Here is a 15254-nt window from a genome sequence, read left to right on the forward strand (position 1 = left end):
GTGATGACCACTTCATTGACGCTGCTGGCGGCGGGGAGCCTGAAAAGCGCTTTCCTCCCGCTGCTGGCGCGATTTCAGCAACTTAGCGGCATTCCTGTCGAGGCGCAGTTCGGCCCGGCCGGTCTGCTGCGCGAACGCATTGAAGGCGGTGAACGCTGCTCGCTGTTCGCCTGCGCTAATACCGAACACCCTCAGGCGCTGCTGCAGGCCGGGCTTGCGAAAAATTGCTGTTCGTTTGCCGCCAACCGGCTGATGCTGACCGCGCGCCGCACGCCTGACACCGATCGCGCTGACTGGCTGGCGTTGCTTCGCGACGGGCGACTGCGGCTGGCGACCTCCACGCCGGGCTGCGATCCCTCCGGTGATTACACATGGCAGCTTTTCGCTCGCCTTGAGGCCAGCTTTCCGGGGCTCGGACGGGCGTTGATGGCCCGGGCACAGCAGCTGGTCGGCGGCCGGGCGTCGCTGACTGTGCCGTCGGGCATTACCGCTGGGGCGTGGCTGATTGGCGAAGGCTTTGCCGATCTGTTTATCGGTTACGCCCACTATGCGGTTCAGATGACGGAGAGCGCGCAGTTTCGCACGTTACTCATTCCCGAGCCGTGGAATATACGCTGCGAATATCAACTGGCGGAAATTGAGGAAAGCGCCGCCGCGCGGCAGCTACGGCGCTTTATCACCGCGGAAGAAGGGCAGAACTTTCTGCGCGCGGCAGGTTTTTTGGCCGTTAACGATGGATAGTAAACTGCGGCGCCAGTAACGGCACCGCGCTACCGGGATGATGGATTTTGTGGACCGGCAGGCCGTAGGCGCGGCGCAGGTTTGTCTCGCTGAGCACTGCGAATGACTCTCCCGCCAGCCATTCGCCGCCGGGCAACAGCAGCAGGGTATGGCTGGCGACCTGCAGGGCGTGAGTCGGATCATGGGTGGTGAACATCACCGTGCGTTTCTGCCGATGAGCAAGGTCGCTAATCAGCTGTAACACAATCTGTTGATTGGCCAGATCCAGCGCTGAGCAAGGTTCATCTAACAGGATGTTCTGGCTGGCGCTGACCAGCGCGCGGGCTATGAGCGCCAACTGCTGCTGACCGCCGGACAGGGCGCGAAAAAGCTGATTGGCCAGCGCGTCGATCCCCAACTGCGCCAGCGCCTGTTGAACCTCCCGTTCATCTTCCGGCCCCGGCTGCGCGAACAGATCGACGTGGCGGGCGCGCCCCATCAGCACCACATCGCGCACTTGCCAGCCAAACGCCGGACGAAATGACTGCGGCACGATGGCGACGCCGCCGTCCACGCTAAATTTCCCGCCGAGCGGCGGCAGAACGCCGGTCAGGGTATCCAGTAGCGTGCTTTTACCACGACCGTTGGCGCCCAGAATTGCCCAGATTTGCCCGTGACGGCACTGCATTGATAGTGGGGCGAAGAGCGGCTGACGATGACCATAGCGCAGGGCGTCCAGTGATAAGGAAATGTTCATTGGGCCACTCCGCGGCGTTGAGACTGAATCAGTAAAAGGGTAAACAGCGGCGCGCCGAGCAGGGCGGTAATAATGCCAATTGGAATCTCCGCCTGGGTTAAGGTGCGCGCCAGGTCGTCCACCACCACCATAAACGCGCCGCCGAGCCAGAATGCCGTTGGCAGCAGGCGGCGGTGATCGGCGCCGACCAGCAGTCGCGCCAGATGCGGAATCACCAGCCCGACCCAGGCGATGCTGCCGCTAACCGCGACCTGGGCGGCGACCAGCACCGCGCAGCAAACCAACACTCCGCGGCGCAATTTGGCCACCGAAACGCCAAGACCGTGCGCATCTTTATCCTCCAGCGCCAGCAGGTTGATACGCCAGCGCAGCTTTAGCAGGATAACGGCGGCGACGGCGACCGGCAGCGCCATGGACAGCACTTTGTGCCAGTTGGCGGTGGCAAAGCTGCCGAGCAGCCAGAAAACGATATTCGGCAGGGTTTCTTCCGTATCGGCAAGGTACTGCATCAGGCTGACCAGCGCGGCAAAGAAACCGCTGAGAATAATGCCGGAAAGGATCAGCGCCAGCGTGTTTTCACGCCCTTGTAGCCTGGCAATCAGATAAACCAACATCAGCGCGGCGAGGCCGAAGAAGAAGGTGCAACCCATCATCGATATGATGTCAAAACCCAGCAGGATCGCCAGCGTGCCGCCGAAGGCGGAGCCGGAGGTCACACCGATGATATGCGGGTCGACCAGCGGGTTGTGGAATACGCCCTGTAAAGTCGCGCCGCATAGCCCCAGCGAGCCGCCGGCCAGCAGCGCCATCGCTACCCTGGGAAGTCTGACTGACCAGACTATCTGCCCGGCGACGGCGCTGGCGGACGCGCTATGCGTAAGCTCATGAAAGACCTCATTCAGGCTGAGGGGGTACTGCCCCAGGCATAGCGAAGCGATAGCGATAAATAACGTTGCCGCCGCCAGCCCGCCGTGCAGCAGGGCCCAGTGAAGGTTACTGCGCATTCGGCGTCCATTTCACGCGGTAGAAGCGTTGATAGTAATCCTGCGCTTTGGCATCGACATCGACGTTCCGGTAGCGGGAAGGATAGAGCTTTTTCGCCATCCACAGTTCGCCTATCGCCAATGCCTCTGGCATTGGATAGCCCCAGGCCTTGGCGTATTCCGGCATCAGCCATACGCGGTGGTTTTTCACCGCGTCTATCGTCTGCCATTGCGGGTCGTTTTCAATCTGTTTGACCACCTGCGGATAGCGGTCCTGGACGAAGATCACCTCGGGGTTCCACTGCAGAACCTGTTCCAGCGAGACCTGACGCGCCCCCTTAACCGTCGCGGCCGCAACGTTCAGCGCCCCGGCATGCTTCATCATCAGACCGGTATATTTGCCGGAGCCGTAGGTGTTGAGATCCGGGTTGGCCATGTACACGCGCACCCGCTGATTCTCAGGGATACCGGCGACCGGGGCGTTAGCTTCTGCCCGCGCCGCGAAGGTGTAATCAATCAGCGCTTCGGCCTGGCTTTGGCGTTCGACGACTTCGCCAATCAGGCGGATCCCTTGTTTGAGCCCGTTGTTATAGGCCTGCTCTTCATTGGCCATCGTCGGATTCATTTTGCTTTTCTCTCCCGCCGCGTCCTGGCGCAGGGATATCGCGACGACCGGAATACCGGCATTTTGGATCTGCTGGATCATCGCCTGCGGCGCGTAATTAGCGACGAACACCACCTGTGGATGCAGCGCCAGCAGGCTTTCGATATTGACCTGCGTTAAATCACCCGGCGTTGGCAGCTTTTCAATAGCGGGCATAAAGCGGACAAACTGCGGCCCGAGCTGTTTTTTCCAGCTGCTTAACACGCCAACGATATCGTCGCCGGCATTCAACTGGACCAGCAGATTAAGCGTCTGGTGCTGCAGGACGACCGCGCGGGTGATGTGATCCGGAAGCGTAACCTGGCGACCCAGCTGGTCGGTAACGGTGCGGTCGGCAAAGGCCTTGCTGGTGAACAGGCTGGCGCTACACAGCGCCAGGCCTAAAAGTAAACGGTGTGGTGACATGGATTAACCCGGTTGGATAAGAATAATCGATATATACTAAATTATATAGCGATGCCAAAAACAAAGCATCAACATCTTGCGTAGCGAGCAGCCTTGGCCTACGGTAAATCCACCACCAATCCATTCATGCGACGTTATGTCTTATCCATCCCGCTTGTTAAGTGATATTCCCGGTATTCGTTACGCTTTTCTTGATGTGCACGAAACCGCCGCCTTTCCGTACAGCGAAATGGCGCCGGTTAAGCTGGTGCACGGCAATGTTGTTCATCACTATCAGGAGCCGCAGGCAGAGCGGCCGCATGCCGATGCGGTGTTTACGGCGCTGCGTGGGCAAAAGGTCGGCGTCGTCACCGCCGACTGTTTACCGCTGTTAATGGCTTCGCGGGATGGGCGCTATGTTTGTAGCGTGCATGCCGGCTGGCGCGGAGCGGCGAGCGGCATTATTGAAAACAGCCTGGCGCTGTTTCACCAGCATCAGGTGGCGACAGAAGAGATTGTGGTGGTCTGCGGGCCGCATATTCACGCCTGCTGCTATGAGGTTTCGGCCGATTTTTATCGAACGCTGTTGACCATGCCGGCGGGCAAGCTGGCAAAACGGTACAGCGACGAGCTCTTTCATCAGCGCCTCGCCCCACCAGGAACCGGGCAAGCGCAGGCGACCGGTAGCGATAATCTGTGGTTCGATCTCCGCGCGCTGGCGCAACGGGTGTTGCAACAGGCCGGGGTGGCGGCGGAAAATACCGAATGGCTGGGAAGCTGTACCTACTGTACGCCGCAGGCGCTCGGCTCCTACCGTCGGCGTACCCATTTTCCGGCGGCCAAAACCTTCCAGTATTCATGGATTATGCGTGAATGAGATAAAATGATGTTTGCTGATGTGTAACATCGGCGCACGCTTGCTATCTCTACGGTCCTTCAAACAAGGAGGATCGTAAAATGAAAGCTAACTCAGTTGTACTGGCCCTGACGCCGCTGCTGGCCGCCAGCGCTTTTTCCGCCCATGCAGGACCGCAAGCCCAGGCGGTATGCGGCTATAGTCACACCCTTGGCGACGACGCGATTATGATGTTCGGCATGCCTAACCAGGCGATGTGGCATGATTTCTTCGGCAATAGCCACACCGACGCGGTCTCAACCTATCAAACCCTGCGCGCACAGCCGGAAACCACCTGTGATAACAAGGCCGACAGTTCTGCATACTGGGCGCCGTCAATGAAGTTGCCGGATGGACAAATTGTCACTCCGGCTTATCAGAAAACCTATTACCAGGCGACCAAAGTCGAACAGTATCCGCTGCATCCTTTCCCGTCGGGGTTAGAGCTGCTGGCTGGCGACCACCACGGCTCCGCGCCGAGCTCGCGGATAACCTTCCTGTGCGCCAACGGTAAAGGCTATAGCAACAAAGCCGGTGAGGTTTGCGGCCTGCGTAAAGCGGGCGATGCCGTACAGTTTAATATCGGTATTCAGTTCCCCAACTGCTGGGATGGCGTCAACCTCAAACCGAGCCACGGTCACAGCAATGCCGCCTATGATGTCAACGGCGCCTGCCCGGCCGACTATCCGGTAAAAATCCCGACGGTTAATATGAATATCGCCTACGTGCTGCCGCAGATTACGTCTCTGGACACGGCAAAAATTGAGCTGTCGATGGACCCGGTTATGAAGGGCGATAAACGTGAAGAGAAGTGGGGCAGCATCTATACTGCCCATGCGGATTTCATGAACGGCTGGACGGTCGAGGGCGCGCACTTCATGACCGAACACTGTATGAATGACGGTATGGATTGTGGGACCAACGTGCCTTATAGCTTCTCGCTGGCGGAAGAAAATGCGGTGGTCGAGAGCGCGCAGCCGAATGTTAACTTCGGGGCGCCTGAAGCGCTGCAGATTTCCGATAACTGGAAGAACGGCGGCCGTACCAGCAACCCGGAAACCCTGACCCTGGTGAAGTTTAAAATCCCGGCGCTGCCGAAAGATCAGGATGCGTCGCTGTTTAAGTATCGTCTGCGTCTGTACGGCGGCAAGGTTGAAACCAACGGCGCGGATCAGATTTTCTTCTATCCGGCCAGCAATAGCTGGAGCGCGTCAAGCGTGACCTGGAAGCATCGCCCGACCTGCAGCTACAATTCAGATGCTCAACTGTATCTCAATTCATCTCGTGAGTATCGGATGGTGGATATCGATAAAGCGGTGCGTAAGGCGCTGGCGGAAGGGAAAACCGAAATCTCCTGGTACATCGGCGGCGACCGTCAGGGCAACCACTATCAGTTTGACGCCGCAGCGGCGCAGAAGCAGCCGATCCTGATGCTGGTTGGTTTTAAAACCACCCCGGAAATTTAATTCGCAATAAAAGGTAAGCTATTCCCGGTGGCCGTGTCGCCACCGGTTTTTGACTTACAACACCTTAAAGCCGTGGGTACCATCGCGCGCTAACTGTTCCACCAGACCAAACTCCCAGTCGAGATAAGCCTGCATCGCCTCAGCGGAGTTATCGGTTCCTTCATAAGGCCGTCGATAGCGATCGCTGCGCGCTGTTGCCAGATGCGTCTCGCCCTGTTCCAGCGCCAGCCCGGCATCAATCCACGCCAGCGTCCCGCCGCTTAACAGTTGCACCGGCTTACCGGTCAATGCCGCGACTTCAGGCACGGCGTAGCGGGCCAGCAGGCTGCTGCCACAGGTGACAACGTAACGTTTTGCGGGAGGGATGAGCTCAAGCGCCTGGCGCAGCTGTGAACGCACCAGCCACCAGGCGCCGGGGATATGCCGTGCGACATAGTTCGCGCTGGTGGTGAAATCCAGTACCACGGTGCCGGGTTCGCGCAATTGTTCCGCTAACTGCGCTGGGGTTATCTCCTCAGCCTGCGGCGCCGGCGGTACGCTGACGGGCGGAACGCCGCGTTCGCTCAATTGCTCAACGCGGACATCGCGTAAAACCGCCACTTCCCAGCCCATCTGCGCCAGCCAGGACGCCGCGATCGGCGCGCGGATCTCATCATCGGCGACCAGCACAATCCGCGCTCCGCGTACGCTGGCGTAATGATCGGTTTCCTGCACCAGCTGGCCGCCAGGGGCATTCACGCTGTGCGGCAGATGGCCTGCGGCATACTCCTCGGGGCTGCGAACATCAAAGAGATAGGTGGTGCGGCTCGGCTGCTGTTGCCAGCGGGCTAAAGTCGGGGCATCAATGAAGGCCACGCCAGCGCGCTCGGCCAACTGCGTCACCGCAGCCACGCGCTGCGCTGAGGCGCGGAAATCGCCGTCGTAGCGCCGCTGTTGGCCGTGCTCGAGTTCCAGTCCGGCTAAGGTCCAGCCGATGGTACCGTTGCGCAGTGCGTATACCGGATTGGCTAAGCCGGCATTGCGCAGCGATTGGGTACCGACAATGCTGCGGGTACGGCCGGCGCAGTTAACGATCACTGTCGTTTGCGCCGACGGCAGCAGGCCTTCGATGCGTAACGCCAGCTCCCCGCCGGGCACGCTGATGCTGCCGGGAATATTCATCGTTTGATATTCATCGAAACGACGCGCGTCGACCACCACGACCGGCTGTGGCCCCTCGATCAGCGCCTTCACTTCCTCAGCGCTCAACGAGGGAGTCTGGCGCTCGCTCTCTACCAGCTCGCCGAACGCTTTGCTCGGTGAGTTAACGTCCTGAAAGAGCTCACCGCCGCTACGCTGCCAGCCCGTCAGTCCGCCTGCCAGTAGCGCGACATCCTGATAGCCCCAGCGTTGCAGCCGTTCAAGGGCCTGCTCCGCGAGACCTTCGCCGTTATCGTAGAGGGTAATCGGCGTCGTCAGGCGCGGCACGCGGCGAAAAATCTCCAGCTCCAGCTTGCTGAGCGGCAAATTAGCGGCAAACAGCGGATGGTTAGTGGCAAATGCGGCCTCTTCGCGAACATCGATGAGCGCCACTTCCGCGCCATCGATTAGCGCCTGGCGCACCTCGGCTGGCTGGCGGTAATTGTAGTCAGGCATATTCATTATCCTTTGAGAGATCCCAGATATTGGGCAAGTGGCGGTTGGAGTAACCGGAGACGAAAGGTTTGGCGATCCCATCCGCGGTATAAACAGCACGCCGGACGCCGCCAATGTTAGCGCCGTAGACGTGAATACTGATTGAGACGTGGTCCGCGAGCGCATTACTCACCCGATGAATATCGCCATCGCGGGAAGAGACTTTTTCCACCTTGCCGGGTGAAAGCCGTTCAGCAGGACCAGTGGCGATCGGTAAACCGCGTTCGTCGAGTCGGTAGCGCTGGTTCTCCTCCGCGCCGCGCAACATACCGATGGCTCCCCAGACCCGATGGTCGTGGATCGGCGTCGATTGCCCCGGCCCCCAGACGAAGCTGACAATCGAAAAACGTTGGCCGGAATCGGCATGCAGCAAATACTGCTGATAGTGGTGGGGATGCGGTAGGGTGTACTCTTCCGGTAACCAGTCATCTTTTTGCACAAGCGAAGCCAGGCGCACGGCGACGGCGTCGAGCAGGGGGGCCTCATCGGTAAACTGGCGATGCAGGGCATCAAGGTCTTGAATGAACTGGCGTAATTTTTCCACTCGCGGTGCGGTCATGGTGGTTTCCTGTTGTCGGGACTGGTCATTACGCTAGCAAAGGCGTTAATATAATTAAAATGCAATTTCCGCATATATTAATATGCAAAAATCACATTAAGGATTGTATGCGTATCGACGACATTGATGCTCTGCTGGCTACCGTGCAGTTTTCCTCCCTAAACCAGGCTGCGGAATATCTTGGCATTACCCAATCGGCCATTACCCGTCGGCTTCAGCGCCTTGAGCAAACCCTCAATGTGACGCTGCTGGAGCGCCAGACCAGGCCCCTGACGCTCACCGCCGCCGGGCACCGGGTGTATGAACAATGTCTGAGCATCAAGCGGGAAACTAAAAAGCTGTACGGTCTGCTTGACCCGGAGGCGGAGCCGCAGGGCGTTCTGCGTCTTGGCGTGCCGCAGAGCGTGGCGGAAATCGCCCTCCAGCCGGCGCTGAGCGCGCTACGCCAGCAGTTCCCAGCTCTGGAGCCGCAGGTGACCTGCGGCTGGAGCGGGCTGTTGCAAAAACGGCTGGAGAGCGTCGAACTGGATGGTGTTCTGGCGATGGGACCGCAACAGCAGCGCTTTGCTGACGGCTACAGCGGGAGGCTGCTGTGTCCGCTGGATATCGTGGTCATCGCGGCGAAAAGCTGGCGACTGCACGCCGGAGCGCTGCGCGACTGTGCGCAGCGAGGCTGGATACTGAATCCCGACGGCTGTGGTCTGCGGGCCGGGCTAATCCGCGAACTACAATCGCAGGGGCTGCGGCTTGCGCTGAACGTCGAGACCGCCGGCGCCCAGTTGCAAATCAGCCTGGTGGCGCAGGGGCTGGGGCTTGGCCTGGTGCCTCGCGCCGCGCTGGCGGCCAGCCCGTGGCGCGACGAAGTAGCCACGCTTACGCTCGCGGATTTTCAGCCGCAAGTGCATCTGTGGCTGGTACATGCGCTGAATCTGGCTAACCTCAGCCAGCCGCTGACTTTTTTCGCCGGAAAAGTGGTCCAGCAACTTAACGCATCTTTCTGATACGTATATGTTATTTTAAGAAATGCTTATCTTGCATATTAAGTTATGATAAAAATGCATTTTGTTCATTAAGTGCCTGTGTATAGGGTAATGAAAACGCGCCGCCGCCGCGGCCCATTCATTACCTTGCTACCAGGAGTTCTGTATGAGCATTCAGTTTCTCGGCATGATCGGCCACCGCCTGTCGTCAGAAACCATCGCCCCGGTAGGGCCGATTTTTGACCGTGATTATATTGCGCGCTTCGCGCAAACACATGAAGCCGCGGGGTTTGACCGTCTGCTGGTGGGGCATTGGTCCGATCAACCCGATGGCTTTTTGGTGACCGCGCTGGCGGGGTTGTCGACACAAAAGATAGCTTTCCTGCTGGCGCACCGCCCCGGTTTTGTCTCGCCAACTCTCGCCGCGCGTAAATTCGCCACCCTCGAACATCTGCTCGGCGGCAGGCTGGCGGTACATATCATCAGCGGCGGCAATGACGCCGAGCAGCGCCGTGACGGCGATTATCTCGACCACGACCAGCGCTATGCGCGCACCGACGCCTTCCTCGATACCATCCGCAAAGTCTGGACCGCCGAACAGCCGGTGGACATCGATAATGATTTTTATCAGGCGCAACAGGCCTGGTCAGCCATTCGCCCGCTGCAGAAACCGCATATTCCCCTCTATTTCGGTGGTTCATCGGAAGCGGCAATTACGGTTGCCGGTAAACACGCTAACGTCTTCGCGCTATGGGGGGAGTCGCTGGCGCAGACTGCGGAAACTATCCAGCGGGTACGTGCCGAAGCGGCAAAACATCAGCGCGAGATCGATTTCAGCGTGTCGTTCCGGCCGATTATCGCCGATAGCGAAGCGGAAGCCTGGGAGAAGGCCGAGCATATTCTGCATGTCGCCACCGAGCGGGCGGCGCAGAACCAGGGGGGCTTTAAAGCCAAGCCCGATAGCGTTGGCGCGCAGCGTCTACGCGCTACGGCGGCGCAGGGCAAGGTGGTGGATAAACGCCTGTGGACCGGCATCGCGCAGCTGGTGGGCGGCGGCCACAACTCCACCGCGCTGGTCGGCACGCCGGAACAGGTTGCCGATGCGCTGCTCGACTACTACGACCTCGGCGTGCGTAACTTCCTGATCCGCGGCTTCGATCCGCTGAACGATGCACAGGAGTATGGCAAAGCGCTGCTGCCGATTACCCGCGAAAAAGCCGCGCTGCGCGCCGTGGCGGAGCGCGCATCGTGAGGCAACACCCTATTGCTGATTGGCCGCGGCAGCTTGCCGAGATCCGCCATCTGATGGCAGAAGAGGCGGCCAGCCTTGATGCCAGCGGCGATTTTCCCCGCCGCAATATTGACGTTCTGCGTCGGCGCGGATTTTTAAGCCTTGCCGTACCATCGCAGTATGGCGGTGCAGGCGCCAGTTTAGCCGAACTGCAACAGGCTATCGCCGCCATCGCCTGGGGCGAACCGGCAACCGCGCTGATTGTCTGCATGCAGTATCTGCATCATCTGCGGCTGGCGGAAAATACGCACTGGGCAGAGCCGCTACGCCAGCGCGTATTTGATGATGCGCTCACAAACGGCGGGTTGATCAATAGCCTGCGCGTCGAACCGGATCTGGGCTCTCCGGCGCGCGGCGGCCTGCCGCAAACGATAGCCAGCCGTAACGGCCGGGGCTGGCTGATTAACGGTCACAAAATTTATACCACCGGTATCGAAGGGTTGAGCTGGCTGGCGCTGTGGGCGCGCAGCGACGACAACCCGCCGCTGGTCGGTAGCTGGCTGGTCCATGCCGACAGCGAGGGCATCAGCGTAGTGAAAAGCTGGGATCACGTAGGCATGCGGGCCACCGGCAGTCACGAGGTGGTGCTGAAAAACGTGCAGGTATCCGCCGGGCACGCGGTAGACGTTTGGCCTGCCGACGAGCCGCCCGCGCCGGACGCCGAACAATTTCGTCTGTTTGCTAACCGTCATACGGCGTTGCTGGCGGCGATTTACGACAGTGTAGCCCGCGCGGCGCGCGACTGGCTTGTCGCGTGGCTTGGTGCGCGGGTTCCCGGCAATCTTGGACAACCGCTTTCCAGTCTGCCGCGGGTACAGGAAAAAGTGGGGCAGATAGAGGGGCTACTGCTGGTTAACCGCGCTCTGCTGGAGAATACCGCGGAGCTGGGCTTTTCCGCTATTGAGGCCAATCTGGCGAAAGTCACTATCACCGATAACGCCATTCTGGCGGTCAATCTGGCGCTTGAACTCACCGGCAATCATGGTTTAAGCCGGCAAAATCCTCTGGAACGCCACTATCGCAACGTCCTGTGCGGGCGGGTACATACGCCGCAGAACGACAGCGCGTGGCAGGCGGCGGGTAAACACGCTTTTCAACAACAAGGATAATTAAGATGCGCATACCTCATTTTACCCGCATAGCCGGGGCGCTAATGCTATTGACGCTGAGCGGCTATGTTGCGGCTCAGGAAAGAATCACGCTGCGAATTGCCGATCAAAAAGGCGGCATGCGGTCGCAACTGGAGGCTGCTAACGCCTTGCAAAACCTCGCTTACGATATTAAATGGGCCGAGTTTCCTGCCGCCGCGCCGCTGGCTGAAGCGCTCAACGCCGGCGCGGTTGACGTGGGGATTATCGGCGATGCGCCGCTGCTGTTCGCGCTGGCGAACGGCGCGCCGGTAAAAGCGATTGCCGTCGATAAGAGCAACCCGGCGGGGACCGCCGTGCTGGTGCCCCCCGGCAGCGCGTTAAAAAGCGCGGCGGATCTGAAAGGTAAACGCATTGCCACCGGTAAAGGATCAATTGGCCATTTTGTGGCGCTGAAAGCGCTGGAGCAGGCGGGGGTCTCGCCGAAGGATGTCCAGTGGGTATTCCTTGGCCCGGTGGATGCGAAAGTCGCGCTGCTTAACGGTTCGGTAGATGCCTGGGCGACCTGGGAGCCCTATACCACGCAACTGGTGAAAACCGCCGAAGGGCAGATTCTGGTGAGCGGTAAAGGGCTGTTGCCGGGTAATACCTTCCTGGCCGCCACCGATAATGCGCTGAAGGATCCACAAAAGCGCGCGGCGCTTCAGGATTATCTCACCCGACTGGCCGGCGCCGAGCGTTGGGCATACGCCAATCTCGATAGCTATGGCAAAACGCTGGGGGAGATCATTCGCTTCCCGGCGGAGATCGCCCGCGCGCAGTTTGCCAACCGCCAGTCGCAGTGGCAGCGGCTGGACGCGCCGACGGTCGCCCAGCAGCAGTCGACGGCGGACTTTTATCTTGCCAACGGCCTCATTCGCGCAAAGCTCGATGTAACGCCGACATTTGATAACAGCTTTAACGTGCCGGTCGCGCCGGTTCATGCGGAGGCGGCGCCATGATGACCACACGTTTTACCCGTCGTCGTTTCTTACAATTTACCGGCGGTCTGGCGCTGGCCGGGGCGTCTGTGCCGCTATGGGCTCACGATATGGCGGAGATGGCGAGCGGCGATGAACATCCGGCGCTGCGTCTGGCGCAGCCTTACAAAATCAAGCTGGCGATCAACAAAAGCGCGGTGTGCCTGGCGCCGGTCGCCGTTGCGGAACAGCAGAGGATTTTTAGTAAATATAATCTCGACGTTGAGTTTGTTAACTTTGGTAACTCGACGGATGTACTGCTGGAAGCGATTGCCACCGGCAAGGCTGACGCCGGGGTAGGCATGGCGTTACGTTGGCTGAAGGCGCTGGAGCAGGGGTTTGACGTCAAACTTACTGCCGGAACGCACGGCGGCTGCCTGAATTTGTTGACGGCCAAAAACTCGCCTTTTAGCGGTCTGGAGAGCCTGAAAGGGCAAACCATTGGCGTCACCGATATGGCCGGGCCGGATAAAAACTTCTTCGCCATCTTGCTGAAACGCCACGGTATCGACCCGATTAGCGATGTGCAGTGGAAAGTCTATCCGGCCGACCTGCTCAGCGTGGCGCTGGATAAACGCGAAATCGCCGCCATTAGCGGCAGCGAACCCTTTAGCTATCGCCTGCTGGAAACCGGGAAATATCAGCTAATCGCCAGCAATATGACCGGCGATTACGCCAATCTTAGCTGCTGCGTGCTGGGCGTCAGCGGCTCCCTTGCGCGCGATCATAAACCGGCGGCGGCCGCGCTTACCCAGGCGATTCTGGAAGCGCACAGTTATGCCGTCGCGCACCCGGAAAGCGTGGCGCAATCTTTTCTCGCCCATGCGCTAAATACTAACGAAGCGGAGGTGAGCGGCATTCTTCACGGCCAGGGGCACGGCCATCATGCGGTGGGCGAGGCTTTTGTTAAAGAGCTGACGCAGTATGCCGTGGATCTTCAGCGGGTACAGGTCATCAAACCGGGAACCGATCCTCATCAGTTTGCGGAGAGTATTTATGTCAACGTTTTCGCCTGACCGCGCGCTCGCCCGACCGGGGCTCGGCGCTCTGCTCTGGACGGAGGGCGGGCTTGCCGCCGCGTTATGGCTGCTGGGCGGCCTGTTCACGCAGGCCTGGCCCGATGCCGGGCGGCGCTGGCCATATAGCGAGGAGTGGGCGCTGGCGCAGTTCACTCTCGGCGGCGGACTGCTGTTACTGACGCTGAGTTACCGTTACTGGCGCCAGCGGGGCGCGCGTTTGCAGCGTGCCGGAAAATGGCTGGCGCTACTGCCGGTGCTCTTCGCGCTATGGGAAGGGCTGACGGCCAAGACGGCGTTTTTGCCGGTGCCGTTTTTCGCTCCGCCGCAGGCGCTGATTGAAGTGCTGCACGATGACTGGCCGCGGCTGCTTGATAGCCTGCTGCATTCGCTGGGGCTGCTCGGGCTCGGAGTGCTGCTTGGCACCAGCTGTGGGTTTATCAGCGGGCTGGCGATTGGTTGGTCTCAGCGTATTGGCTATTGGGTGCATCCAATTTTACGCCTGCTGGGGCCGGTGCCTTCCACCGCGCTGCTGCCGCTGTGCCTGTTTATCTTTCCTTCCAGCTTCGGCGCCAGCGTGTTTTTGATTGCGCTCAGCACCTGGTTCCCGGTCACGGTATTGACCTGGTCCGGGGTCATCGGTATCGATAAAGCGTGGTATGACGTGGCGCGAACGCTAGGAGCCAGCCAACGGTTCCTGATCCTGCGCGTGGCGATCCCCGCCGCGCTGCCGAACGTGTTTGTCGGCTTATTTATGGGGCTTGGCGCGTCGTTTTCAGTGCTGATTGTCGCCGAAATGGTCGGCGTCAAATCCGGGATCGGTTTTTATCTGCAGTGGGCGCAGGGCTGGGCGGCCTATCCGAATATGTACGCGGCGCTATTCGTGATGGCGTTGTTATGTTCCGGCCTGATTAGCGGGCTATTTATGATTCGCGATCGGCTGCTGAGCTGGCAGCGCGGAGGAATGCAATGGTAAGTGCCCAGACAATTTCGACCGGTGCGGCGGTGGCGGTACGTCATCTTCATCATGCTTTTACATTGGGCAAACAGACGGTGCCGGTGCTGGAAAATATCAGCCTGCAGCTGCGCCCAGGGGAGAGCGTTGCGCTGCTTGGCCCCTCAGGATGCGGTAAATCGACGCTGCTGCGTCTGCTGGCGGGGCTGGAGCCACAGCAAAGCGGGCATATTGAGATTGACGATGCGGCGATAGGCGGGCCGGGGCCGGAACGGATCCTGGTTTTCCAGGACCCAACGCTTTATCCGTGGCTGACGGTGCGGCAAAACGTGCTGCTGGGGCCGCAGGCGCAGGGGAAAAAGGGGCAGGAGCCGAAGGCCGACGCGCTGATTTCACGGATCGGGCTGCAGGCGTTTAGCGAGGCGTGGCCGCGGCAGCTTTCCGGCGGGATGGCGCAGCGTGCGGCGCTGGCGCGCGCGTTGCTCAATGAACCGCGTTTACTGCTGCTTGATGAACCGCTGGGTAAGCTGGATTCGCTTACCCGTATCAGCATGCAGCGCGAACTGATTGCGCTGTGGCAGCGGCAGGGTTATACCAGCCTGCTGGTGACCCACGATATTGAAGAAGCGCTGCTGCTCTGCGAGCGGGTACTGGTGATGTCGCCGCGGCCGGGGCGCATTATCGCTGAATTTACGCTTCCGCTGGCGTTTCCCCGCCATCGCGACAATCCACTGCTATTGCAGCATCGGCAGGATATTTTGCGTATCCTCGGCCAGGAAGAGGATTGGTAAGCCAAATGCATC

General features: G+C 59.8%; 14 protein-coding genes and 1 pseudogene. 10 read left to right on the forward strand and 5 right to left on the reverse strand.

Translation table 11 applies throughout. From position 1 onward, the window contains the following. Positions 1-3 precede the first annotated feature (3 nt). Positions 4-741: a substrate-binding domain-containing protein gene (locus PGR10_RS01440; RefSeq protein ID WP_430922786.1), complete on the forward strand. Its 738-nt coding sequence runs from the start codon at positions 4-6 to the stop codon at positions 739-741. On the opposite strand, the gene PGR10_RS01445 is transcribed toward PGR10_RS01440, so the two are convergent. From PGR10_RS01445 to PGR10_RS01455, 3 genes are read right to left on the reverse strand one after another with little or no spacing between them, the layout of a single operon-like run. After that, complete coding sequence (locus PGR10_RS01445; protein WP_430922787.1) at positions 728-1477, reverse strand: ABC transporter ATP-binding protein; 750 nt, start codon at positions 1475-1477, stop codon at positions 728-730. The genes PGR10_RS01440 and PGR10_RS01445 overlap by 14 nt on opposite strands. Continuing rightward, positions 1474-2481, reverse strand: coding sequence for a FecCD family ABC transporter permease (locus tag PGR10_RS01450; RefSeq protein WP_430922788.1), 1008 nt, complete (start codon positions 2479-2481; stop codon positions 1474-1476). Before PGR10_RS01450 ends, PGR10_RS01445 begins: the two co-directional genes overlap by 4 nt. Then, positions 2471-3529 carry an ABC transporter substrate-binding protein gene (locus PGR10_RS01455; RefSeq protein ID WP_430922789.1) on the reverse strand — a complete coding sequence of 353 codons (1059 nt, stop codon included), beginning with the start codon at positions 3527-3529 and terminating at the stop codon, positions 2471-2473. The genes PGR10_RS01450 and PGR10_RS01455 overlap by 11 nt, the downstream gene beginning before the upstream one ends. A 136-nt stretch (positions 3530-3665) precedes the next feature. On the opposite strand from PGR10_RS01455, the gene PGR10_RS01460 reads away from it, so the two are divergent. Continuing rightward, a complete protein-coding gene (locus PGR10_RS01460) occupies positions 3666-4385 on the forward strand; it encodes a polyphenol oxidase family protein (RefSeq protein ID WP_113374134.1) in 720 nt (239 codons plus the stop codon). 80 nt (positions 4386-4465) lie between these two features. Beyond that, a complete protein-coding gene (locus tag PGR10_RS01465) occupies positions 4466-5869 on the forward strand; it encodes a DUF7594 domain-containing protein (RefSeq protein ID WP_430922790.1) in 1404 nt (467 codons plus the stop codon). A gap of 54 nt (positions 5870-5923) precedes the next feature. On the opposite strand, the gene PGR10_RS01470 is transcribed toward PGR10_RS01465, so the two are convergent. Both PGR10_RS01470 and PGR10_RS01475 read right to left on the reverse strand, forming a co-directional pair. Beyond that, the gene (locus PGR10_RS01470) at positions 5924-7504 is read right to left on the reverse strand and encodes a rhodanese homology domain-containing protein (RefSeq protein WP_430922791.1); all 1581 of its coding nucleotides are present in this window, start codon (positions 7502-7504) and stop codon (positions 5924-5926) included. Then, a complete protein-coding gene (locus PGR10_RS01475) occupies positions 7497-8102 on the reverse strand; it encodes a cysteine dioxygenase (protein ID WP_113374131.1) in 606 nt (201 codons plus the stop codon). Before PGR10_RS01475 ends, PGR10_RS01470 begins: the two co-directional genes overlap by 8 nt. Before the next feature lie 107 nt (positions 8103-8209). Between PGR10_RS01475 and PGR10_RS01480 the strand changes: the two genes are divergently transcribed. The 7 genes and pseudogenes from PGR10_RS01480 to PGR10_RS01510 all read left to right on the forward strand — a co-directional run bounded on the left by PGR10_RS01480 (position 8210) and on the right by PGR10_RS01510 (position 15242). Beyond that, a complete protein-coding gene (locus PGR10_RS01480) occupies positions 8210-9103 on the forward strand; it encodes a LysR family transcriptional regulator (RefSeq protein ID WP_430922792.1) in 894 nt (297 codons plus the stop codon). A 145-nt stretch (positions 9104-9248) separates the two neighbouring features. Beyond that, positions 9249-10353, forward strand: a pseudogene (locus tag PGR10_RS01485) (LLM class flavin-dependent oxidoreductase). A 34-nt stretch (positions 10354-10387) separates the two neighbouring features. Then, complete coding sequence (locus tag PGR10_RS01490) at positions 10388-11482, forward strand: acyl-CoA dehydrogenase family protein (protein ID WP_430923094.1); 1095 nt, start codon at positions 10388-10390, stop codon at positions 11480-11482. Positions 11483-11487: 5 nt separating this feature from the next. Continuing rightward, positions 11488-12462, forward strand: coding sequence for an ABC transporter substrate-binding protein (locus PGR10_RS01495; RefSeq protein WP_430922793.1), 975 nt, complete (start codon positions 11488-11490; stop codon positions 12460-12462). Beyond that, on the forward strand, positions 12459-13496 hold the full coding sequence (locus tag PGR10_RS01500; RefSeq protein ID WP_430922794.1) for an ABC transporter substrate-binding protein: 1038 nt from the start codon (positions 12459-12461) through the stop codon (positions 13494-13496). The genes PGR10_RS01495 and PGR10_RS01500 overlap by 4 nt, the downstream gene beginning before the upstream one ends. Next, positions 13477-14472, forward strand: a complete 996-nt coding sequence (locus tag PGR10_RS01505; RefSeq protein ID WP_430922795.1) for an ABC transporter permease — start codon at positions 13477-13479, stop codon at positions 14470-14472. The genes PGR10_RS01500 and PGR10_RS01505 overlap by 20 nt, the downstream gene beginning before the upstream one ends. Further along, positions 14466-15242: an ABC transporter ATP-binding protein gene (locus PGR10_RS01510; RefSeq protein WP_430922796.1), complete on the forward strand. Its 777-nt coding sequence runs from the start codon at positions 14466-14468 to the stop codon at positions 15240-15242. The genes PGR10_RS01505 and PGR10_RS01510 overlap by 7 nt, the downstream gene beginning before the upstream one ends. Positions 15243-15254: the final 12 nt, after the last annotated feature.

The organism is Klebsiella sp. 141198 (genome assembly GCF_050600785.1).
GTDB classification, from domain to species: domain Bacteria; phylum Pseudomonadota; class Gammaproteobacteria; order Enterobacterales; family Enterobacteriaceae; genus Klebsiella; species Klebsiella aerogenes.